This window comes from Methylobacterium soli (assembly GCF_008806385.1).
GTDB lineage: Bacteria > Pseudomonadota > Alphaproteobacteria > Rhizobiales > Beijerinckiaceae > Methylobacterium > Methylobacterium soli.
In genome coordinates this window covers 72,740-93,454 of the sequence record NZ_VZZK01000022.1, presented here as the reverse complement: position 1 = coordinate 93,454, position 20,715 = coordinate 72,740, and the positions used below count along the sequence as shown (strand labels likewise).

Sequence of the window (20,715 nt, the reverse complement as noted above, 5' to 3'; positions counted from 1 at the left end):
TCGAGCACTATCTCCAGTACGGCGAGCGCGAGGGCCGGAGCCCCAGCCCCGACTTCTCGGCCGAGGCCTATCTCCACGCCAATCCGGACGTGGCGGCGGCCGGAGTCAATGCGCTGGCGCATTACCTGACCTTCGGCCAGGACGAGGGCCGTTCGGTCCTGGCCGGCGCGGGGGAGGGGCAGGGCCAGGGGCGGTTGATCGGCGATTTCGACGCCGACTTCTACCTCGCCCGATACGCGGACGTGGCGGCGGCCGTGCCGGCCGGGCATGTCCCGGCGTCCTTCGCCCTGGAGCACTACCTCCACTATGGGGCGAGCGAGATGCGCAACCCGAACGCCGCGTTCGACACGGCCTTCTACCTGGCGCAGAACCCGGATGTCGCCGCCTCGGGCGCCAACCCCCTGCTGCATTACCAGGAGGTCGGGTGGCACGAGGGCCGCAACCCGAGCGCGTCGTTCAACACCAACGCGTATCTGGCGAGCCATCCGGAGGTGGCGCAGGCGGGCATCGATCCGCTCGAGCACTACCTCCAGACGGGCGGCCAGACCGGCCACGGCCTGGTCTGAGATCGCCAGCCTGCCCCCCTTCCGCGCCGCGGCGCGGGAGGGGGGGCCGGAGGCACGGTCAGGCCCGCGCCTCGCGGGGGAGCGGCCGGCTCACGAAGCGCGAGCCGGCGAGCAGGAAACGCCAGGGCGTCTCGACGCCGCGGCTGATGCCGATGCGGGGGCCGGCCGCGACCGTGACGGGCTCGGACCGGGCCGTCCAGGCGAAGGGCGCGCGGTCCATCGGCAGGCCGTCCTGCGCGCCGGTGATCCCCAAGGCCTGACAGAGGCGCCCCGGCCCGGCGCAGAGGCGGCGCGGATCGTCGAGGCCGCGGCGCGCCCGCATCCGCTCGAGGCCCGCCCGCGGCTCGATCGCCCGGAGCAGCACGGCGCTGCCCGGCGCGCAGACGACGTTCAGGCACCAATGCATCCCGTAGGACCGGTAGACATAGGCGTGCCCCGGGGGGCCGAACATGCTGGCGTTGCGCCGCGTCGGCCCGCTGAAACTGTGCGAGGCGGGGTCGCTCCGGTCGTAGGCCTCGGTCTCCACGATGGTCCCGCCGACCCCCTCGACGCGAAGCTCGAACCCGACGAGGTCGGCGGCGACCAGCGCGGCCGCCCGCGCGAAGAAGGCAGGATCCATCCGGGCGGCTCAGGCGCGCCAAGTGCGCGCGGAACCCACGCCGCCACGGTCAACGAGACAGCCGCGGGGCCCGGATGACCGAGGCCAGGACCTGCCCGCGGGGACGCGGAGGGACTGAAAAAGAAGATACAATTTCTTCACAGGCCCGAAAAAGCAGAATCATTTTCCAAACGTATTCATTTGTACATAAACGTACGGCCGTTCAACGTTGAATAACCAGCGTTGGTTGTCTATTCAACCAATCCATCGCCGAATCGTTCTGCGTCCGCGAATCACATTCTGCCTATCTTTCTCCGATAGGAGCATCTGCACCTATGGCTCGATTTTTCTTCGATGTCTTCGACCCCCGCATCACCAATTACGATCTGGATGGCATCGAATGCGCGGACCGGGCTGCCGTGTCCGAGGAAGCACTCCGGGCCTTGTGCGAGATCGCGGCCGACGAGCCCGAGCGCTACCTCGACCAGAACCTGCGCGTCGTGGTGCGGGATGACGCGCACCGCGTCGTCATGACGGCGAGCGTCGGGTTGACGGCCGCCTGGCACGCCGAGGGCGAGCAGGCCGCCCGGGACGCCGCCTGAGGCGCACGGAACGCAGCATCGCGACCGGCCGTTGGTTTTGTCAGGAAACCCGGGAGGTTCGCGATGCTGAGACTGGCTCAGGCAACCCTGCTGGCGCCGCTGATCGGCCTCGGCCCCGTTCTCGTCCCGCTGGCCCGCGCCCAGGAAACCCGGCCCGCCCCGGCGGCACCGAGCGATGCGCGGCCCTCGCCCGGAACGGCCGGGGTCGACAGCATGGACATGAACTGGCTCTGGCTCGTTCTCGTCGTCCTCGTGGTGGTGGCGGCCCTCTACTGGTTCCAGCAGCGCCGCCGGGCCCCGCCCCGCCTCTGAGCCGGCGCCGACGCGCGCGACGCGGGGGAACCCGGAATTCAGGAGAATTCCGGCTCGCGGGCGATCAGTGCTCGAGCCCGGCGCGGGACTGGGCGAACAGGTCAGCGCCGGTCTCGGCGCCGGCGGCCTTGATCAGCGTCGCCTCCTCGCAGGTGCTCGCGAGCTTCAGCGCCAAGGGCTGCAGCCGCTCCCGCTCGGTGCAATAGGCGGCGATGCGGGCGCGGCCATATTCCGGCATGGTGGAGACGAGCCGCCCGAACTCGCCCTCGCTCGCCCGGTACAGAGCCGCGATCAGCTCGATCGGGATCGGGTACTTGGCGAGGCTCGCTGCCATGGGCCGGAGTGGGGTCGATGCCATGGGGTGCCTCATCGTGTTGCGGATGAGGCAGGATCCCCCGCCATGGTTAACGGATCGTTACGCGGCCTCTCAGGATGATTGGCGGCGGGCGGCCTGGCCGATCCGGAGCCGCTCATTGGTCGTGACGCGGGCATTGGCCGGATGGAGCTGCTCGAAGAGCGAGCGGTCCTGATTCGTCCGCACGCAGACCGCCCCGACGATGTTGCGCCAGGCACGGTCGAACCGCCCCGAGATGATCTGTGCTGCCATGACCAGCCCCGCCCACATAACCTTGAGCAGACGGTATGCGCAACGCCGATCGGCGCAGACCATCTTTTGTTAAACTCATCCGAAATTTCCAGAATCGCGCGGTACGGTGGCGTACTTTCTGACTGATGGCGCACAATTTACTCTGAAATTTGCACAATTCGAGCAACAACTTGGAGCATCATGGTGATGGATGACGAAATCCGTTACGGATTACTTACAGCAATTACTCCGTTTCTGCTTTGACGAGGCGCGGGCAGCGTCTAAAACGACGCTATTCACATAGATTAATTCGAATAAATGCCTATCGGTTTGTATCGCATAGAAATCAATCTGGCGCCGGTGTCGCGATCGCGTTCGTCCGGCGCGCAGCCTGGATCATGCCGCGGGATGCCGTTGCCGGACGGGCAGGGGACTCGACCTGACCGGACCGGATTCGGCCGCCCGGCCGCTCGCGATGGCATGGCCGTCACGCGGATGGGGCAGGATCCCGCGGCGCCGACCTGGAATCCCGCCAGCGTCTCAGGAAGTGGACCATGCACCGAGACGACGTCCGATACGATTTCGATGCCCCGGAAGCGGACTGGAACTTCGAGCCGCCGCCGAGCGCGGTGTTCCGGCAGCTGAGTTCGGCCCTCTACGTCACGGATGCGGAGGGCTGGCTCACCTACTACACCGAGGCGGCCGCCGAGCTCTGGGGCCGGCGGCCGGTGCTGGGGGAGGAGCGCTGGTGCGGCTCGTGGCGGATCTACCGGACCGACGGCACGCCGCTGCCCCATGCGCGCTGCCCCATGGCCATCGCCCTGACCGAGAACCGGCCCGTGCGCGGGGTCGAGGCCCTGCTGGAGCGGCCCGACGGCGCGCGGACGCGCTTCCTCCCCCACCCGACGCCCCTGCGCGACCAGGCCGGAACCCTCGTGGGCGGCATGAACCTCCTCCTGCCGCGGCCCTGAACCCGCGCATCCGGGCCCGGCGCGCCCCGGTTTCAGGCAGGGGCGCCGCCCTCCGGCGCGTGCGCGTTGAGCCAGCCGACCGCCCCGGTCAGGTCGAAGCCCCGGGCGGCGCCGTAGGCGAGGACGTCCTCGCGCCGCATGCGCCCGGCGAGAACCTCTCCGAGAACCCAGAGGGTGAGGGAGCGGGTGCCGCTGCGGCAATGGGCGATGACGGGCCCGGCGGCCCCCTCGACGGCCGCCCGGAAGGCCTCGACCTCCGCGCGGGTGATCGTGGCGCCGGTCACCGGCAGGTGCCGGTAGGCGAGGCCGGCGCCCTCGGCCGCGGCCCGCTCCGCCTCGGAGCCGGGCTGGCCCGCCTCCTCGCCGTCGGGACGGTTGTTGATCAGGAGCGCGAAGCCCGCCGGGCCGAACCCGGCGATGTCCTGGCCCGTCGGCTGACCGGCCACCGCCAGCCCCGGCGCGATCTCGGTGATGACCATCGGTGTCGCGTCCCTCCATGCTGGTCGCCCGGCGAGCATAGAGCAAGGCGGCGGGCTCGGCACATCGTCATCGGCGCATCGCCAGCACGATGAAGCTCGAATAGGCGAGCGCGGCGGCCATGACGGCGAGGGAGAGAGCATCCATGACCGGCCGTTAGGCCCCGGCCGCGCGCCCGGCCACGGCGCCTTCGGCCGCTGTGGCATGATGCCCCCGCCTGGGACGGGGCGCCGGTCCGAGGACAGAGCAAGGCTCTAGCTTGCGCAGTGAAACGCTGTTTATTCCGGATGACAAGCAAAATTTCCCACCGGATCCAAAAAATTAGAGAACGCGACGGAATACCTCTTGATGCGGCGCCACCGAGGTGATCATAGGCGCGCTGAGCAACTTACAACGGGTCGTTGAAATGTCAGAAGAAAGCCAGGGGCCGAACCCCGAATTCATCGCACTCGCCGGCGACATCGTTTCAGCTTACGTTTCCAACAACTCCGTCCCGGTGACGGAGCTTCCGACCTTGATCGCCAACATCCACACGGCCTTGCAGGGGCTGGCGAGCGGAGCCGCGGCCGCGGCCCCCGCCGAGACGGTCGAGAAGCCGAGCCCGGCCCAGATCCGCAAGTCGATCACCCCGGACGCGCTGATCAGCTTCATCGACGGCAAGCCCTACAAGACCCTCAAGCGCCACCTCACCGGCCACGGGCTCGATCCCTACAGCTACCGCCAGCGCTACGGCCTGCCGACCGACTACCCGATGGTCGCGGCGAATTACGCGGCCCAGCGCTCGGAGCTCGCCAAGTCGATCGGCCTCGGCCGCGCCGCCGGCCAGCCCGAGGAGACCTCCCGCGGCCGCAAGGGAGGCTGAGGCCGGACGGCCGCGGGCGCCCAAGCACCTTGAAGACCCGGGCGCCCAAGGGCTTTGAAGACGCGGGCGCCCGAGCGCTTAACGGGCCCGAAACCAAGCCTGCCTAGACCCCGCTCTCGGGCCCGCGCGGCCCGGGTCCGGAGAGAGGCTTCGCGTGCACGATCCCTTCGTTCCCGCCGTCCTGGCCGAGCGCCTGCGCGCCAAGCGGCGCAGGACCTGCGCGGTCGCGGCCCTCGATCCCGTCCCGTCGAAACCCGTCTTCGCCGAACTGCTCGACGGCCAGGGACGCGGCACCGGACAATTCGTGCGCCTGTCCCAGGGCATGGTCGAGCGCATCGCCCGCGCCGTGAAGGCCGCCGGCTGAGGGCCGATCCGCTCCGATCGGGGCTGATCGGGGCCGGCCCGGGAACGCCGGGGGGCCGTTGCCGTTGCGTTGATCGGACATCCATGCCGGGACGCGGCGCGCCGCCGCGCAACCGGATCATCGAGGGACGCGCCGCATGGCCGATCGATCGCAGGCAGGCCGCTCACCGGAAGGCAGGCCGCCCAGCCGCCGGGCCCTGCTCGGCGAGGCCCTGCGGGCCGGCGGCGACCTGATCGGCAAGGAACTCAAGCTCTTCCAGGTCGAGGCCGACGGCAATATCCGGGCCCTCGCCGCCCTCATCGCCCGCTTCGGCTTCGCCGCCATCCTGCTCGTCGGCGGATTGCTGCTCCTGGTCCTGGCCTTCGTCAGGGCGCTCGGCGCGCTGATCGGCTCGCAGGCGCTGGCCGCCCTCACGGTCGGGGGCGGCTTCGCGGCGATCACGGCGATCTTCCTGGTCCTCGGCCTCCGGCGCATGTCCCTCGACACGCTCAACCCGCGGCGCAGCGAGCGGCAACTGGCGCGGGACGCGCGGCTTGTGGGCGCCGCGGGCGAGTAGGGCAGGGCCTCGGGGACCGCGGGGGCGGCCTCAGGTGAGGAGCAGCCCGTCGCCCGGGGCGTGGACCGTGAAGCCCTTGCCCTCGTCGACCCAGCCGGGCCCGGCGGCGCCGCCCCGGATGGCATCGATCTCGCCCGGGCTCGCGGCGAAATGGTGGACGCCGCTCTGGGCGTTGTAGAACCGCTCGAGGGTGAGGGCGCCGGGACCGCCCGCGGCCGCGCTCGCATAGGCCTCGAAGGCGACACCCTCGTAGGCGTAGCTCGGCAGGGTCTTGATGATCTGGTCCCGCTCGGCGGCGCTGGTGGTGTAGAAATGCGTGCCGTGGGCCGTGTCGAGGAACCGGTACACGTCGACGGTGCCGGTGCCCGCGTCAGGGGTCGCCCAGGCGACGCCTTCGTAGACGTAGCCGGACTGGCCCTGGATCAAGGCATCCCGCTCGGCCGGGTTCACCGTGTAGAAATGGTCGTTGGTGGCGGCGTTGAAGAAGCGGAAGCTGTCATGCACCTCGGCCGAGGCCACGCTCGGGCCCGGCAGCGCCGCGGGCTGGGCCACGCCGACCGGGGTTGCCAGGGTCGGGGCGGGGCTCGCATTGGCGACCAGGGGGGCGCCGTAGAGAGCCTGGATGCCGCTGATGTCGGAGGCGGTCAGATCGGTCACCGCCTTGTTCAGGTAAGGATTCATCACGGCCGGCTCGCCGCCGTAATGGCCGAGGCCGAGGGCGTGGCCGATCTCGTGGAGTGCCACGAGGAAGAAGCTGACATCGTGGGCGCTGACGACGCCGCCGGCCCCGGCATGCCAGCCCTCGGCGCTGTCCAGGGTGATCTCGGCCGAGGTGAAGTGGCTCCCGACATAGCTGTAGCGCGTCTGGCCGAGCACGTTGTCGAGCCCGTCGATCGCCGCGTCGCTGAAGCGGATCTCGGCCGTGGAGGGGGAGGCGGCCTGCAGGAAGGTGATGTTGGCATGCGCCGACCAATCAGCGAAGGCCGCCCGCAGATCGGGCAGGAAGGACGCCGGTACGCTCCCGTCGACGGCCCAGGACACGGTGGCCCCCGCGCCCCAGAGCGGTCCCTCCAACACGTATCCTGCCATGCCGCGTCTCCTCCTGGCGCCCGTCGGAACCGTGCTTCTCGGGCCTTAATGCGGGGATAATGCGACGCTGGGCTTCGCGCCACGCGCGGGAGCGCCGGAGCTTCATCCGCGGGGCGCGGGGGCCAACGAAGAGGCGGGGTTGCAACCGCCATATCATATATTATTCCTGACAAGGATTCAGACGGGTCTTTCCGAGAGAGCTCAACATCTCGCGGGGAAAGGCGTGGCGTTCCCATGAATTCATCATCGATAGCCTTCTCGTCCCGAGAGTTCCTGCGGATGATCGAGTCCCTGGGCTTGACTGGGAACTGGGGCTGGTCCTTCACCACGCATGAGCAAGTCTGGTCACCGGGCTTGTACAACGTCCTGGCTCTGGAGGCCGGAACCGTGCGTCCCGATTACGATCTGCTCCTCAGCCTCGTGCATCCCGACGATCGTCCGGCCCTGGAGGGGAGCGCCGAGATCGTGCGCACCGGCTTCCTCAGCGACCGGACCTTCCGCATCATCCGGCACGACGGCACGATGCGGCTCCTGATGAGTCGGGGCGAGGTGTTCCACACGCCCGGCGGCGAGCCCATCGGGGCCGCCGGGGTGGTGATCGACGTCACCGACCGCGAGCGCATCGGGCTCGCCTACGCGGATGCGGCGCGGCGCCAGGGGCCGCAGGCGGAGAACGGCATCCCTGCGGGCAACGGCGCGGCCGCGCCGGGCTGCCAACCGGCATCCCTGACCGACCCGGACCCGGAATCCGCCGCGGAGGCGGAGAGCTTCAGCCCCGAGGAGGCGATCGATCGCCGGCACCTGCGCGCCGCCCGGGCGCTCCTCGACTGGTCGATGGCCGACCTCGCGCAGGCGAGCGGCCTCTCCTTCTCGACGGTCCGCCGCCTCGAGGAGAGTGCCGAGGGCGGCACCGTCCGCAGCCGCCGGGCCGCGGTCGCGGCCCTGCGGGCGGCCGGGATCGACTTCACCCGCGCCGCGGGCGACGCCGTCGCCATCGCGAAGGTCGGCTGAGGGGCGGCGCGCCGGTCTCAGCGCGCCAGCACGCGGGCGGCCTCCTTCGTGGTGGTCACCGCCCGGGACACCTCGGAGAGGGAGCCCGAGATCGCCCGGACGTTCCCGGAGATCGCCGCCACCGCGCCGGAGGCCTCCTGCATGTTGGCGGAGATGTCCCGCGTCACCATGCTCTGCTCCTCCACCGCGGCGGCGGCGCCGACCACGTGGTCGCGCAGGCTCGCGACCGAATCCTGGATCGCCGCGAGGGCGCCCACCACCTCGCCGGCGACCGCCCGGATGCCGTCGATCTCGGAGGTGATCTGCTCCGTCGCCCGGGCGGCCTGGTTGGCGAGGCTCTTCACCTCGCTCGCCACCACGGCGAAGCCGCGCCCCGCCTCGCCCGCCCGCGCCGATTCGATGGTGGCGTTGAGGGCCAGCAGGTTGATCTGGCCCGCGATGGTCTGGATCAGCCCGACGATGCCCCCCATGGCGCCCGCGGCCTGCGTCAGCCGCTCCGTGAGGGCCTCGGCCGCGGTCACCTGCGCGTGCGCGTCGTCGGTCGCCTGGCGCGACTTCGCCATGCCGTCCGAGATCTCGCTCACCGAGGCCGCGAGCTCCTCGGTCGCCGCCGCCACCGCCTGCACGGTCTGGGCGGTGCTGCCCGCGGCCTGGGTCGCCGCGCTGGATTCGGCATCCGTCCTGGCGATCGCCCCGTCGATCTCCCCGAAATTCTGCGCGATCAGGCGCTGCAACTCGGCGAGCAGCGTGACCTGGGCGGTGATGTCGGTGGCGAACTTGACCACCTTGTAGGGCCGGCCGGCCGCATCGAGGATTGGGTTGTAGGAGGCCTCGATCCAGACCGCGCGCCCGCCCTTGCCGAGGCGCTTGTACTGGCCGGCCTGGTAGCGGCCCTGGCGCAGGGCCTCCCAGAACGCCCGGTATTCCGGGCTCTCCCGCTCGGCCGGCTCGACGAACAGGCCGTGATGGCGCCCGACGATCTCCGGCAGCGCGTAGCCGAGGGCGTTCAGGAAATTCGCGTTGGCGTCCAGGATGGTGCCGTCGAGCGCGAAGGCGATCACGGCCTGCGAGGTCCCGATCGCGTCGATCTGGCCCTGACGGTCCGCCTCCAGGGCCTTCTGGGCCGTGATGTCGGTGGCGAACTTGACCACCCGGACGGGCCGGCCCCGCCGGTCGAGGACCGGGTTGTAGGTCGCCTCGATCCAGATCTCGCGGGCGTCCTTGCCGAGGCGCCGGAACTGCCCGGCCTGGTGGCGGCCCTCGCGCAGGGCCGACCAGAACGCCCGGTAGGCCGCGCCCTCGCGCGCGGCGGGCTCGACGAACAGGCTGTGGTGCTGGCCCTGCACCTCCGGCAGCGTGTAGCCGAGGACGCGCAGGAAATTGTCATTCGCGGTCAGGACCCGGCCGTCGAGATCGAACTCGATGATGCCTTGCGACCTGTCGAGGGCGGCGAGCTTCGCCTCCGTCTCGACAGCCGACCGATTCAACCCCCCGAACATTCCGACAACTCCGAGCCTTTCGGCGGATCGGCGGCGCGCCCTGACCTTCCGCAGGTTCCGCGCTCACCCTCGCCACAACCAAGGGTAGAGATTGCGTGCCGCAGGCCTGAACGTTCGGTTAAGATTGATCGATTTGGTTCGATCTTTGTCCGCGCGACGGCGCATTTTGTTCGAAGAGCCGCGCAGAGCCAGCGCGCGTCATCCGAATTCCAGCGATCCGCCGCGCCGGAATGCAGCAATCGGCCAAGATGAGGCGGCCGGCACCCCGGCGCGTTGGTTCCGGTCCTTGCGCGAAAATTGTCCTAATGCATTCGAGCTGAGCAATTAAGACCCCGTCAAGCCGCGGCGGGTAGCATCGGTCCTCACGTCACAGGGATCGCGCGGATGCATTCGACCCCAGGGAGCACGTTCCCGCTCTCCACGGCAGCGCCGCCGTCCTTCAAGGCGTCGATGGCCGAGGCCGCCGCGTTCCCGCGCCTGGTGCAGACGGTGGTGCGCAACATGATCGAGGCCTGGCCGGCCGAGGTCTATCGCGAGAGCCTGGTCGAGGCCCGGTTCCTCGGGCGCAAGACCGTGTTCGTGAGCGATCCGCGCCTGATCCACGAGCTTCTCGTGACCCGGGCGGCCGAGCTCGGGCGCGAGGAATTCCTGACCCGCTCCCTCAAGCCGGCTTTGGGCGAGGGCATCCTGACCTCGGATGGCGAGCGCTGGAAGGCGCAGCGCCGCACCGCCGCGCCGGTCTTCCGCCACGATCGGGTCAAGGAATTCGTGCCCGCCATGACGGGCGCCGCCGCGGCGACCCGGGCACGCTGGAATGCGCGCGGCGCCGAGGCCGCGCCCCTGGACCTTCTCGACGAGATGATGCGCACGACCTTCGACATCATCGTCGCCACGATGATGTCGGACGAGGCCGGCCTCGATGTCGGCGCCTTCGGCCGGGCGATGAACGCCTATCTCGACCAGACCCGCTGGAAGATGGCCCTGACCCTCGTGGGCGCCCCGGCCTGGATGCCGCATCCGGGCTATTTCCGCGCGGTCGCGGCGGCGCGCTACCTGCGCGGCACCGTCGCGTCGGCGGTGGAGCAGCGCCGCCTGAGCGGGCGCACCGGCACCGACCTCCTCGGCCTGATGCTGCAGGCCCGCGACCCGGAAGGGGGCGCGGCGATGTCGGATGCGAGCCTCACGGACAATCTCCTGACCTTCATCGCGGCGGGGCACGAGACCACCGCCATCACCCTGGCCTGGACCCTGTGGCTGCTCGCCGAGCACCCGGAGGTCGAGGCCCGCGTGGTGGAGGAGATCCGCGCGGCCGCCAGGACCGGGACGGGCCCGGATCTCGAGGCGCTGGCCTATACGCGGCAGGTAATCATGGAGGTGATGCGGCTCTATCCGCCGGCCCCCCTCCTCGTGCGCAAGACCGTCGCGGAGATCAGCCTCGGCGCCACCCGGATCCCGGCCGGGCGCTCCGTGCACGTGCCGGTCTACGCCCTGCACCGCCATGCCAGGCTCTGGTCCGAGCCCGGGCGCTTCGATCCCGACCGCTTCGCCCCGGCCGCCTGCGCCGCCCGGGACCGCTACGCCTACATGCCCTTCGGGGCCGGCCCGCGCATCTGCATCGGCATGGGCTTTGCCATGACGGAATGCCTCGCGATCCTGGCCGAGCTGCTGCCGGCCTTCCGCTTCGGCCGCACCGGTCCGGGCCGCCCGGACGCGCGCTTCAGCGTGACGCTGCGGCCGCACGGGGGCATGCGCATGCTCGTGACCCCGCGTCGGCTGCACTGACCGCCATGGGGAGCCCGCGACGGACGCAGATCGGGAGATGGGCCGCGGCCGGGGTTCGGCTGCGGCATTGGCTCTGGCCGGCCCGCGCGGCGCGGGCCGGAACGGAGCCGGCCGAGCCGGCGGAATCCGAGCGCTACACCCTGGCCACGCGCCTCGGGCAGCTCGACGAGACCCTGAAGCTCGCCAATTACTCCGCCATCACGCACGTGATCGTGGCCGCGGTGGTGCTGGTCTATTTCTGGGGCGACGCGCAGCACGCCTACCTGATCGGCCTGTTCCTGGTGGTGTCGGTGACGAGCTGCATCGCGGTGGCGGCGGCCTGGGCCCATCGGCGCCAGGATGCCGAGATGATGTCGGAGGCCGACATCGCCCTCGGCTACCGGGTCTCGAACCTCATCGCGCTCGCCCTCGGGGCCGCCTGGGGCACGATGCCGATCGCCCTGTTCGCGCCCTCCGACGGCGACCACCGCATGCTGGTCATCGCGATCGCGGCGGGCCTGATCGCCGACGCCTACGTGATCGGCCCGATCCTGTCGGTGGCCCTCGCCTTCACGCTGCCCCTGATGGCCGGAAGCTTCCTCGGCCTCGCCCGCACCGGCGAGATGATCGGCGCCCAGATCGCCGTCCTGCTCACCGTCTACGCCGCCTTCGTGCTGTTCAGCGTCCGGCGGATGAGCCACCTGTCCTTCCGGCGCATCCTCGACAGCGTCCGGGTGAGCGACCAGAACGAGACGATCGGGCTGCTCCTGCACGAATTCGAGGAGAGCACCAGCGACTGGCTCTGGGAGACGGACAGCGAGGGCTGCTTCGAACATGTCTCGGCCCGCGTCGCGCAGGTGGCCGGCCGCTCGGTGGAGGCGCTGCAGGGCTCGGCCTTCGCGGCGTTCCTGGCCGGCGGGCCGGAGGGGACGCTCGGCAGCGGCGCGCCCGAGATCCTCGCGCTGATCCGGGGCCGGATCGCCTTCCGGGACCACGTGGTCGAGCGGCCGGCCGGGGCGGAGACCCGGTGGTGGCAGTTGAGCGGCAAGCCGGCCTATGACCGGGCAGGCCGCTTCACGGGGTTCCGCGGCGTCGGCTCCGACATCACCGCGAGCCGCGAGTCGGAGGCCCGCATCGCCTTCCTGGCGAGCTACGACCCCCTCACGGGGCTCGCCAACCGCGCCCTGTTCCAGGACCGCGCCACCGCCGAATGCGCGCGGGCGGCCGCGTCGGGCACCCCTTGCGCGCTCCTCTACCTCGACCTCGACGGCTTCAAGATCGTCAACGACACCTTCGGGCACGGGGTCGGCGACCAGCTGCTGCGCAGCGTCGCGGCCCGGCTGCAGCCCGTGGGCGCGGAGGACGTCTGGATCTTCCGCCTCGGCGGGGACGAGTTCGCGGTGCTCCAGCGCTGCGCCGGGGCCGAGGACGCCATCGCGCTCGCCCGGCGCCTGATCGCCCTCCTCAGCACCGCCTACCTGATCGACGCCGTCAAGGCCGAGATCGGCGTCAGCATCGGCATCGCCCTCACCCCCGCGGACGCCCAGGACCCCGAGAGCCTGCTGCGCAAGGCCGACCTCGCCCTGTACCGGGCCAAGGCCAAGGGCAAGGGCAGCTTCTACGTCTTCGAGAACGATCTGGAGGTGACGCAGCGCGCCCGGCGCGAGCTCGAGGCCGACATCAAGCTGGCGATCGAGCGCAACGAGCTCACGCTGCACTACCAGCCCCTCACCAGCCTGCGCGACGGGCGCGTCGTCTGTTTCGAGGCGCTGCTGCGCTGGAGCAACCCGAGCCGCGGCTTCGTCTCGCCGACGGAGTTCATCCCGGTGGCGGAGGCGACCGGGATGATCGTCGCCATCGGCCGCCACGTGCTGCGCCAGGCCTGCCGCGAGGCCGCGCGCTGGCCCCGCCACATCCGCGTCGCCGTCAACATCTCGCCGATCCAGTTCCGCACCACCGGCTTCGTGCAGGACATCGCGGAGGCCCTCGCGGCGACCGGGCTCGATCCGGACCGCCTCGAGATCGAGATCACCGAATCCGTCTTCCTCGACAAGACCGCCATCACGATGACCAACCTCAACGAATTGCGGGGCATGGGCATCCGGATCGCGCTCGATGATTTCGGAACCGGCTACTCGTCGCTCAGCTACCTGGCGAAGTTCCCGGTCGACAAGATCAAGATCGACCGCTCCTTCGTGCGCGACATCAACGCCTCCGACCAGAGCCTCGCGGTGATCGAGGCGATCCTGGCCATCGCGCAGAAATTGTCGATCTCCGTCACGGCCGAGGGCGTCGAGACCGTCGAGCAGGCCCGGATCCTGAAGGCCCGCAACTGCAACGACATTCAGGGCTACCTCCTGAGCCCGGCACGGCCCGCCGCCGAGATCCTCGAGATCATCGAGCGCATCCCGCAGGATTTCGGGCGCCTGCTGCCGCCCGAGATGCCCCGCGCCTGGGCGGGGCCCGCGCGGGCCGTCGGGGCGTGAGCGGAGATCGCGGATGCGGGCCGTCCCGGGCGCGGCGAGGCGTACGGTTCCGCGCGTCGGCCTCCGGGTGTTGCCCCGTTGGGACAGACGCCGCGGGCCCGAGGCGCCATGATGGTGGCCGGAAACGGTCGATGAGGGCGGCGGCCCCGCGGGGGCAGGGCGCGTCGGGACGCGCCGGGCCACCGCCCCGGAACCGCCGCCCGGCGATCGGGTGCGAGGATCGATGAACCGGCGGACGCTGCGCTCGCTCGCCTGGGCCCCCACGATCGGCCTGTCCTGGCTCTGGGGTCTCGGCTTCTTCTACGCCATCCACGTCACCCTGACGTATGGCTGGCTCGGCTTCCTGGCCTTCGCGGGTCCGAACGCGGCGGGGCTCTACCTCTTCGGCCACGTCCTCGGGGCGCCCCACCGCAACCCCGCCGAGATCGTCCGGCGGGTGGAGGGCCGCTTCACCGGCCTGTTCCTGCTCGCCCAGGTGGCGGCGATCGGCGTGACGGTCTACGGGCTCGTCGCCTACGTGCTGCTGCCGCTGTTCGGCGCCAACGCCGCCCTGGCGGCGATCCTGGTGCTGCTCGTGGGCGCGGCCACCGGCCACGCCGCCTCGGTCAGGACCCTGCGCTGGCTGCATGCGGGCTACCTCGTGGTCGGCGTCGCCGCCGCCCTGGTGGCGCTGGCGGGCCTCGCCGGGGGCCCGCCGGCGCCCCCCGTCCCGCTCGCGGCCTTCGACGAGCGCTTCTACGGCCTCGTCCTGCCCTCCCTCGTGGGCTTCCTCCTCGGGCCCTGGAGCGACGTCCAGCAATGGCAGCGGGTCGTGGCGATCCACCGCGCGGGGGGCTCGATCCGGGCCGCCTATGCGGGGGGCGCGCTGCTCTTCCTCGGGCTCCTCCTCCTCAACGCGACGCTCGCGGCCCTGTCCGGCCCCGGCATCCCGATACTCTCGGCCGACGGGATCCCGGGGGCCCAGGCCGCCGTGACGGGGGCGGTCGCGCGTGCCGGGCTGAGCCCGGCGGCCGGCGCCTTCCTGGTCTGGACGCTCGTCGCGATGGTCTCGACGATCGACAGCTTCTACTGCGCCACCCGCTGGCTCCTGACCTCGGTGACGACCCGCAGCGTCAGCCCGATCCTCGCCTTCGTGCCGGCCGGCCTCGTCGCCTCGCCGCTCTGGACCCTGGTTGCGGCGCTCGCGGCCGCCGGGGCGGTCTCGGCCGCCGGCCTGTCGATGATGTACCTGATGCTGCCCTTCGCCACCCTGTTCGTCGGGGCCACGCTCTGCCTCGTCTGCGAGACGGTGAGCGGGCGCCAGGCCTATGACGGGGTGCTCTGCGGCCTGATCGGGCTCGCGGCGTCCCTCGTGTTCCTGGCGGGCTACGTCGCGCCCGAGGGTGCGCTCCTGGGGCTGTCGCCCATCATCGCCGCCATCGGGGCCCTGCCGGCCATCGGCGGGCTGGCGGGCCGCGCCGGCCCGGCCGCCGATCCCGGCTCCGTCGCCGCTGCCGGAGCGCTGCCGCAGGCGGTCCCGACCCTGGTGGTGCCGAAGGAGGAGGCGGTGGCCTCCCACGGCTTCGACGGGCCCTGGTTCGTGCTGCAGCTGATCCCGACCTACGACGACACCAACTCGGTCGGGAACGTCTACTTCGCCAACTACTTCCGCTGGGTCGGCAAGGCCCGGGAGCTGTTCTTCAACGTCTGCATGCCCGATTTCGACCTCGCCACCACGGGCTTCTACGTGCTGACGCGCTCCTTCAGCCACGATTTCCGCCGGGAGGCCCGGGAGTTCGAGCCCGTCTTCGTGCGCATCCGCATCGCGAGCCACAACCGGAAGTTCGTCACCCTGAGCCACGAGATCCACAGCCGGACGCAGGGGCTGCTGGGGCGCGGCGAGCAGACCCTGATGTTCGTCGACACGGTCCGCTACCGCCCCCTCGACATCCCGGCGAGCATCATGGCGGGCTTCATGCCCCATTTCGTCCGGGACGAGGCGGCCCCGCCGCTGCGGGCGCGGGGCGTTGCCGCGCTGGTGCCCGAGGAGGGCTGACAAAGGGGGCGACGTGTCGGCGAAGCTGCACAATTTCTACGTGCAATGCCCCGGTCTCCCCCGCACAATGCCCTGAGGACCACGGGCCGCCCCACGAGCCCGGGCCTTGTCTGGGAAACACAAGAGGGCAGCATGACGGGTGATCGACGCGATTTCCTGAAGGCGACGGCGGCGGGGCTCGCCTCCGCCTCGGTCGCCATCCTGCCGGCGGCGGCGCAGGGACAGGATGGGACAAGACAGGCCGGGCAGGGACGGAGCGGGCACGGGATGGAGACCGGGACGGGACCAGGGGCAGGGCCAGGCGCAGCGCCCAAGGCCTTCGCGGCGCCCAAGGCCTTCGCGGCACCCAAGACCTTCGCGATGCCGCGCGGCCTGACGCTCCTGAACCTCCGGCGCGCGGGCGGCTACGGCCTCGGCGTCAAGCTTCCGGGCGGCGTCCTCGATGTCACGGCGGCGGCCGAGGCGCTCGGCCTGGCCGCGCCCCTCGACATGGATGACCTGCTGCAGAACGGGCGGGGCGCCGAGCTCACGGCCCTCGTGGCGGCGGCCGGCGCGCAGCCCCGGGCCGAGCTCCTCCTCGACGAGGGGACGATCGCCTACGCGCCCCTCGTCACCCGGCCCGAGAAGATCATCATGATGGGCTTCAACTACCGCCACCATGCGGAGGAGACCGGGACGCCGATCCCCAAGGACCCGCCGCTGTTCAACAAGTACAACAACGCCCTCAACCACCACGGCGGCACCATCCGGCTGCCGACCAAGGCTGCCCGCGAATTCGACTACGAGACCGAGCTCGTGATGGTGTTCGGGCGGGAATGCCGCGACGTCTCGGAGGCGGACGCCCTCGACTACGTGGCGGGCTACGCCACCGGCAACGATTTCAGCGCCCGCGACCTGCAGACCCTGACCTCGCAGTTCATGATCGGCAAGACCAGCGACGGCTTCGCCCCGCTCGGGCCCTACCTCGTCACCAGCGACCTCGTGAAGGACCCCAACAACCTGCGGCTCGAGACCCGGGTCAACGGCGTCCAGCGCCAGGACTGGAACACCAACGACATGATCTTCAATTGCCGGCAGCTGATCAGCTTCGCCTCCAAGATCATGACCCTGAAGCCCGGGGACGTGTTCTACACCGGCACGCCGCAGGGGGTGATCTTCGGCGAGAAGATCCCGCGGGCCGAGCGCCAATGGCTGAAGGCCGGCGACCAGATCGCCTGCAGCCTCGAGGGTCTCGGCGAGCTCCGCTTCAGCCTGACCTGAGGGCCGGACGGGGCCGCATTCAGGCGAACAGCCCCGTCAGCCCGTAGCAGGCGGCCGCGATGGCGGCCGCCGCCGGCAGGGTCACCACCCAGGCGACCACGATGTTGCCCGCGACCCCCCAGCGCACCGCGGAGGTCCGCCGCGCGGCGCCGACGCCGATGATCGCGCCCGTGATCGTGTGGGTGGTCGAGACCGGCACCCCGAGCCAGGTGGCCAGGAACAGCGTGAGGGCGCCCCCGGTCTCGGCGCAGAAGCCCTGCATCGGGTTCAGGCGGGTGATCTTCGAGCCCATGGTGTGGACGATGCGCCAGCCCCCGAACAGGGTGCCGAGCGCCATCGCGGATTGGCAGGCGAGCACCACCCAGAGCGGCACGTGGAACTCGGGCCCGAGATGGCCCTGCGCGTAGAGCAAAACCGCGATGATCCCCATGGTCTTCTGCGCGTCGTTGCCGCCATGCCCGAGGGAGTAGAGCGAGGCCGAGGCGAATTGCAGGACCCGGAAGCTCCGGTCGACCGCGAAGGGCGTCGCCCGCCGGCAGGTCCAGGACACGATCAGGACGAGCAGCAGCGCCAGCAGGAAGCCGAGGAGCGGCGAGAGCACGATGGCGGCGATCGTCTTCGACAACCCGCCCCAGACCACGACGCTGAAGCCCGCCTTCGCCACGCCCGCCCCGACGAGGCCGCCGATCAGGGCGTGCGAGCTGCTCGACGGGATGCCGAACACCCAGGTGGCGATGTTCCACGCGATGGCGCCGACCAGCGCGCTCAGGATCACCCGCGGGTCGATGATGCCCGCATCGACGATGCCGGTGCCGAGCGTCTGCGCCACGTGCAGCCCGAAGAACAGGAACGCGATGAAGTTGAAGAAGGCCGCCCAGAACACCGCGTATTGCGGGCGCAGCACCCGGGTCGACACGATGGTGGCGATGGAATTGGCCGCGTCGTGCAGGCCGTTGAGGAAATCGAAGAACAGCGCGACCCCGATGAGGCCGGCGAGGGCGGGCAGGGCGAGGGTGGCGGCATCCATCCCGGTCACACGTTCTCGATCACGATGCCGCTGATCTCGTTGGCGACGTCCTCGAAGCGGTCGACCACGTCCTCGAGGTGCCCGTAGATCTCGGCGCCGATGAGGTAGGCCATGGTGTCGCCGTCGCCGCTGCCCTTGCGATGCGCCTGGTAGAGGGCCTTGAGGCCGCGTTCCTGCAATTCGTCGGAGCGGCCCTCGACGCGGGTGATCTGCTCCGTCAGGGTGCTGATGCGCCCCGCATGGGTGCCCACCGCGCTCAGGAGCGGAATCGCCTCCGCGGTCAGGCGCGCCGCCTCGATCACGGTCCCGCCCATCTCCCGCATCAGGGGCTCGAAGTCGCGCACCTCGTAGAGCGCGATGGTCTTCACGGTCTTGTTCATCTGGTCGATGGCGTCGTCCATCGACTGGATCAGGTCCTTGATATCGCCGCGGTCGAAGGGGGTGATGAAGCTGCGCCGCACCGCCAGCAGCACCTCGGCGGTGATCGCGTCGGCCTCATGCTCGCGCTCGACGATCACCTGGCAATAGCGCGGCACGCCCTCGCCCCCCTGCAGCACGCCCTGGAGCGCCTCGGCCCCGGCGACGAGGGTGCGGGAATGCCGCTCGAACAGGTCGAAGAAGCGATCCTCCTTCGGCATCAGAGCCTTGAACCAACCGAGCATCGCGTTCCCTGCCTGCTGCCGATCGACGGCGCCGCCCTCCGCGGCGGCGCGGGTCGAGGCCGCGCGCCGCCGGTATTAGGCCGGCAAGGAGAACCTCCGCAATCTCCCGACGGTTGCATCACGCGACGCCGCCCGCACGGATCGATATCGCCGCCGCCGCCCGGTGCCCTATCCTCTGGGCCGGAGCCCGATCTCAGCGCGCCGGTTCCTCGGCCGCGCGGGGCGAAACCGGGCCCGATCGGGGAGGCGAACCATGGATGACGCGACCGAATGGACGACCCGGCGCGCGGCGCACGCGGTGGGCGAATCCCTCGACGATCTCTCCGTCGAGGATCTGACCGATCGCATCGCGCTGCTGCGCCGGGAGATCGAGCGGCTGGAGGCCGCCCGCGCCGCCAAGGAGGCGGCCCTCGCCCGGGCCGGATCGATCTTCAAGCTCTAGGGCGCGCGGGCGCCGCGCGGCGTCGCATCACCGGGAGACGGGAGGGGGAGGATGACGAGCGACGCTCCGGCACGCGGGCGCTGATCATGAGCGGCGTCTTCGTGATCGGCCTGATCGTGCCCTGGTTCATGCCCGAGACGACGGGCCGGCCGCTGCCGGACTGACCGGGCGCTCCCGCCGGCCCGTCACTCCGCCAGCGCGGCCTCGATCCGCTCCATCGCCCAGTCGATCTCCGGGCGGGTGATGACGAGGGGCGGGGTGAGCCGGATCGTGTGCGCGTGGGTGTCCTTGGCCAGCAGGCCCCGCGCCCGCAGGGCCTCGACGACGGGGCGCGCGCCGCCGGCCTCGGGGTGGAGCTCGATCGCCAGCATCAGGCCGCGCCCCCGCACCGCGCGGATGCGGGGGCTGCGCAGCGCCCGCAGGCGCTCCAGGAAATAGGGGCCGAGAGTGGCGGCGTTCTCGATCATGCCCTCCGCGACGAGGACCCGGAGGGCCGCGCGCGCCACCGCGCAGGCGAGCGGGTTGCCCCCGAAGGTGCTGCCGTGCTGCCCCGGCTTCAGGGTGCCGAGCACGGCCGAGTTCGAGAGCACCGCCGAGATCGGGTAGAAGCCGCCGCCGAGCGCCTTGCCCACCAGGGTGACGTCAGCCACGATTCCCTCGTGCTCCTCGGCGAGCAGCCGCCCCGTGCGCCCGAGCCCGGTCTGGATCTCGTCGAGGATCAGGGTGAGCCCGTGCCGGGTGCAGATCTCGCGGACCCGGGGGAAGTAGCCCGCGGGCGGGATGATGACGCCGGCCTCGCCCTGGATCGGCTCGACCAGGAACGCCACCGTCTCGGGCGTGATCGCGGCCTCCAGGGCCGCCGCGTCGCCGAAGGGCACGATGCGGAAGCCCGGAAGGAAGGGCCCGAAGCCGCCGCGCGCGTCCGGATCGGTCGAGAACGAGACGATCCCGAGGGTGCGGCCGTGGAAATTGTCGGCGCAGACGATGATCTCGGCCCGGTCCTCGGGCACGCCCTTCACCTCGTAGCCCCACTTGCGCACGGCCTTGATGGCGGTCTCGACCGCCTCGGCGCCGCTGTTCATCGGTAGCACCTTGTGGGAGCCCGTGAGCCCCGCGAGCTCCGCGTAGAACAGCCCGAGCTGGTCGTTGCGGAAGGCCCGCGAGGAGATCGTCAGGCGCCCGGCCTGCTCCGTCAGGGCCGCCAGGATCCCGGGATGGCAATGGCCCTGGTTCACCGCCGAGTAGGCCGACAGGCAATCGAGGTAGCGCCGCCCGTCCGTATCCGTGACCCAGACGCCCTCGCCGCGGGTCAGCACCACGTCGAGGGGCTTGTAATTATGCGCGCCGAGGCGGCTCTCGATCTCGATGAAATCCGGCCGGTCCACCATCGCGGGCCTCCTCGGCGGCGCGCGTCGCGGCGGGGAAGGGCGCGCCGGCCACGGCATCAACCGGCGCCCATCATAGCAGTCCCGGGCCGGCGCGGCAGGCCCGCCCGCCTGTCTGTCCCGGACTTTGCACGACTTCGTGCCCAGAGCTCCGCAGGCGGGAC

General features: G+C 70.9%; 21 protein-coding genes and 1 pseudogene. 13 read left to right on the top strand and 9 right to left on the bottom strand.

Features of this window, described 5'->3' with window-relative positions; translation table 11 throughout:
* A pseudogene (locus tag F6X53_RS19745) lies at positions 1–566 on the top strand (alkaline phosphatase); the annotation flags it as partial.
* 58 nt (positions 567–624) lie between these two features.
* Here the strand turns inward: F6X53_RS19745 and F6X53_RS19740 are convergent.
* Positions 625–1,185, bottom strand: a complete 561-nt coding sequence (locus F6X53_RS19740) for a DNA-3-methyladenine glycosylase (protein ID WP_151001901.1) — start codon at positions 1,183–1,185, stop codon at positions 625–627.
* 314 nt (positions 1,186–1,499) lie between these two features.
* Between F6X53_RS19740 and F6X53_RS19735 the strand changes: the two genes are divergently transcribed.
* A complete protein-coding gene (locus F6X53_RS19735) occupies positions 1,500–1,766 on the top strand; it encodes a DUF6894 family protein (protein WP_151001900.1) in 267 nt (88 codons plus the stop codon).
* Between the two features lie 63 nt (positions 1,767–1,829).
* Complete coding sequence (locus F6X53_RS19730; protein ID WP_151001899.1) at positions 1,830–2,078, top strand: hypothetical protein; 249 nt, start codon at positions 1,830–1,832, stop codon at positions 2,076–2,078.
* Positions 2,079–2,142: 64 nt separating this feature from the next.
* On the opposite strand, the gene F6X53_RS19725 is transcribed toward F6X53_RS19730, so the two are convergent.
* Positions 2,143–2,436, bottom strand: coding sequence for a hypothetical protein (locus F6X53_RS19725; protein WP_151001898.1), 294 nt, complete (start codon positions 2,434–2,436; stop codon positions 2,143–2,145).
* 69 nt (positions 2,437–2,505) lie between these two features.
* Positions 2,506–2,685 (bottom strand): hypothetical protein, encoded by a 180-nt coding sequence (locus F6X53_RS19720; protein ID WP_151001897.1) that lies wholly within the window; start codon positions 2,683–2,685, stop codon positions 2,506–2,508.
* Between the two features lie 533 nt (positions 2,686–3,218).
* Here F6X53_RS19720 and F6X53_RS19715 point away from each other — a divergent pair.
* Entirely contained in the window at positions 3,219–3,635 is a 417-nt protein-coding gene (locus F6X53_RS19715; RefSeq protein WP_151001896.1) for a hypothetical protein, read from the top strand.
* A gap of 32 nt (positions 3,636–3,667) precedes the next feature.
* On the opposite strand, the gene F6X53_RS19710 is transcribed toward F6X53_RS19715, so the two are convergent.
* Positions 3,668–4,114, bottom strand: coding sequence for a protein tyrosine phosphatase family protein (locus F6X53_RS19710; protein WP_151001895.1), 447 nt, complete (start codon positions 4,112–4,114; stop codon positions 3,668–3,670).
* A gap of 404 nt (positions 4,115–4,518) precedes the next feature.
* On the opposite strand from F6X53_RS19710, the gene F6X53_RS19705 reads away from it, so the two are divergent.
* The 3 genes from F6X53_RS19705 (at position 4,519) to F6X53_RS19695 (ending at position 5,894) form a co-directional block, all read left to right on the top strand.
* Positions 4,519–4,974 (top strand): Ros/MucR family transcriptional regulator, encoded by a 456-nt coding sequence (locus F6X53_RS19705; RefSeq protein WP_151001894.1) that lies wholly within the window; start codon positions 4,519–4,521, stop codon positions 4,972–4,974.
* Positions 4,975–5,128: 154 nt separating this feature from the next.
* Positions 5,129–5,338 (top strand): hypothetical protein, encoded by a 210-nt coding sequence (locus F6X53_RS19700; protein ID WP_151001893.1) that lies wholly within the window; start codon positions 5,129–5,131, stop codon positions 5,336–5,338.
* A gap of 136 nt (positions 5,339–5,474) precedes the next feature.
* Positions 5,475–5,894 carry a phage holin family protein gene (locus tag F6X53_RS19695; RefSeq protein WP_151001892.1) on the top strand — a complete coding sequence of 140 codons (420 nt, stop codon included), beginning with the start codon at positions 5,475–5,477 and terminating at the stop codon, positions 5,892–5,894.
* Between the two features lie 30 nt (positions 5,895–5,924).
* Here the strand turns inward: F6X53_RS19695 and F6X53_RS19690 are convergent, their stop codons facing one another.
* Positions 5,925–6,983 (bottom strand): matrixin family metalloprotease, encoded by a 1,059-nt coding sequence (locus F6X53_RS19690; protein WP_151001891.1) that lies wholly within the window; start codon positions 6,981–6,983, stop codon positions 5,925–5,927.
* A gap of 279 nt (positions 6,984–7,262) precedes the next feature.
* On the opposite strand from F6X53_RS19690, the gene F6X53_RS19685 reads away from it, so the two are divergent.
* A complete protein-coding gene (locus F6X53_RS19685) occupies positions 7,263–7,994 on the top strand; it encodes a PAS domain-containing protein (protein ID WP_191970910.1) in 732 nt (243 codons plus the stop codon).
* Between the two features lie 17 nt (positions 7,995–8,011).
* On the opposite strand, the gene F6X53_RS19680 is transcribed toward F6X53_RS19685, so the two are convergent.
* On the bottom strand, positions 8,012–9,493 hold the full coding sequence (locus F6X53_RS19680) for a methyl-accepting chemotaxis protein (protein WP_151001889.1): 1,482 nt from the start codon (positions 9,491–9,493) through the stop codon (positions 8,012–8,014).
* Positions 9,494–9,877: 384 nt separating this feature from the next.
* Between F6X53_RS19680 and F6X53_RS19675 the strand changes: the two genes are divergently transcribed.
* The 4 genes from F6X53_RS19675 to F6X53_RS19660 all read left to right on the top strand — a co-directional run bounded on the left by F6X53_RS19675 (position 9,878) and on the right by F6X53_RS19660 (position 17,035).
* On the top strand, positions 9,878–11,275 hold the full coding sequence (locus F6X53_RS19675; RefSeq protein ID WP_151001888.1) for a cytochrome P450: 1,398 nt from the start codon (positions 9,878–9,880) through the stop codon (positions 11,273–11,275).
* A 5-nt stretch (positions 11,276–11,280) separates the two neighbouring features.
* The gene (locus F6X53_RS19670; RefSeq protein ID WP_151001887.1) at positions 11,281–13,740 is read left to right on the top strand and encodes a putative bifunctional diguanylate cyclase/phosphodiesterase; all 2,460 of its coding nucleotides are present in this window, start codon (positions 11,281–11,283) and stop codon (positions 13,738–13,740) included.
* A gap of 223 nt (positions 13,741–13,963) precedes the next feature.
* On the top strand, positions 13,964–15,775 hold the full coding sequence (locus tag F6X53_RS19665) for an acyl-CoA thioesterase (RefSeq protein ID WP_151001886.1): 1,812 nt from the start codon (positions 13,964–13,966) through the stop codon (positions 15,773–15,775).
* Between the two features lie 132 nt (positions 15,776–15,907).
* Entirely contained in the window at positions 15,908–17,035 is a 1,128-nt protein-coding gene (locus tag F6X53_RS19660) for a fumarylacetoacetate hydrolase family protein (protein ID WP_151001885.1), read from the top strand.
* Positions 17,036–17,054: 19 nt separating this feature from the next.
* Here F6X53_RS19660 and F6X53_RS19655 read toward each other — a convergent pair whose 3' ends face one another.
* Both F6X53_RS19655 and F6X53_RS19650 read right to left on the bottom strand, forming a co-directional pair.
* On the bottom strand, positions 17,055–18,062 hold the full coding sequence (locus tag F6X53_RS19655) for an inorganic phosphate transporter (protein ID WP_151001884.1): 1,008 nt from the start codon (positions 18,060–18,062) through the stop codon (positions 17,055–17,057).
* A 5-nt stretch (positions 18,063–18,067) separates the two neighbouring features.
* Positions 18,068–18,724: a DUF47 domain-containing protein gene (locus tag F6X53_RS19650; RefSeq protein ID WP_151001883.1), complete on the bottom strand. Its 657-nt coding sequence runs from the start codon at positions 18,722–18,724 to the stop codon at positions 18,068–18,070.
* 253 nt (positions 18,725–18,977) lie between these two features.
* On the opposite strand from F6X53_RS19650, the gene F6X53_RS19645 reads away from it, so the two are divergent.
* Positions 18,978–19,166: a DUF1192 family protein gene (locus F6X53_RS19645; protein ID WP_151001882.1), complete on the top strand. Its 189-nt coding sequence runs from the start codon at positions 18,978–18,980 to the stop codon at positions 19,164–19,166.
* 185 nt (positions 19,167–19,351) lie between these two features.
* On the opposite strand, the gene rocD is transcribed toward F6X53_RS19645, so the two are convergent.
* Positions 19,352–20,554, bottom strand: a complete 1,203-nt coding sequence (gene rocD / locus F6X53_RS19640; RefSeq protein ID WP_151001881.1) for an ornithine--oxo-acid transaminase — start codon at positions 20,552–20,554, stop codon at positions 19,352–19,354.
* Positions 20,555–20,715: the final 161 nt, after the last annotated feature.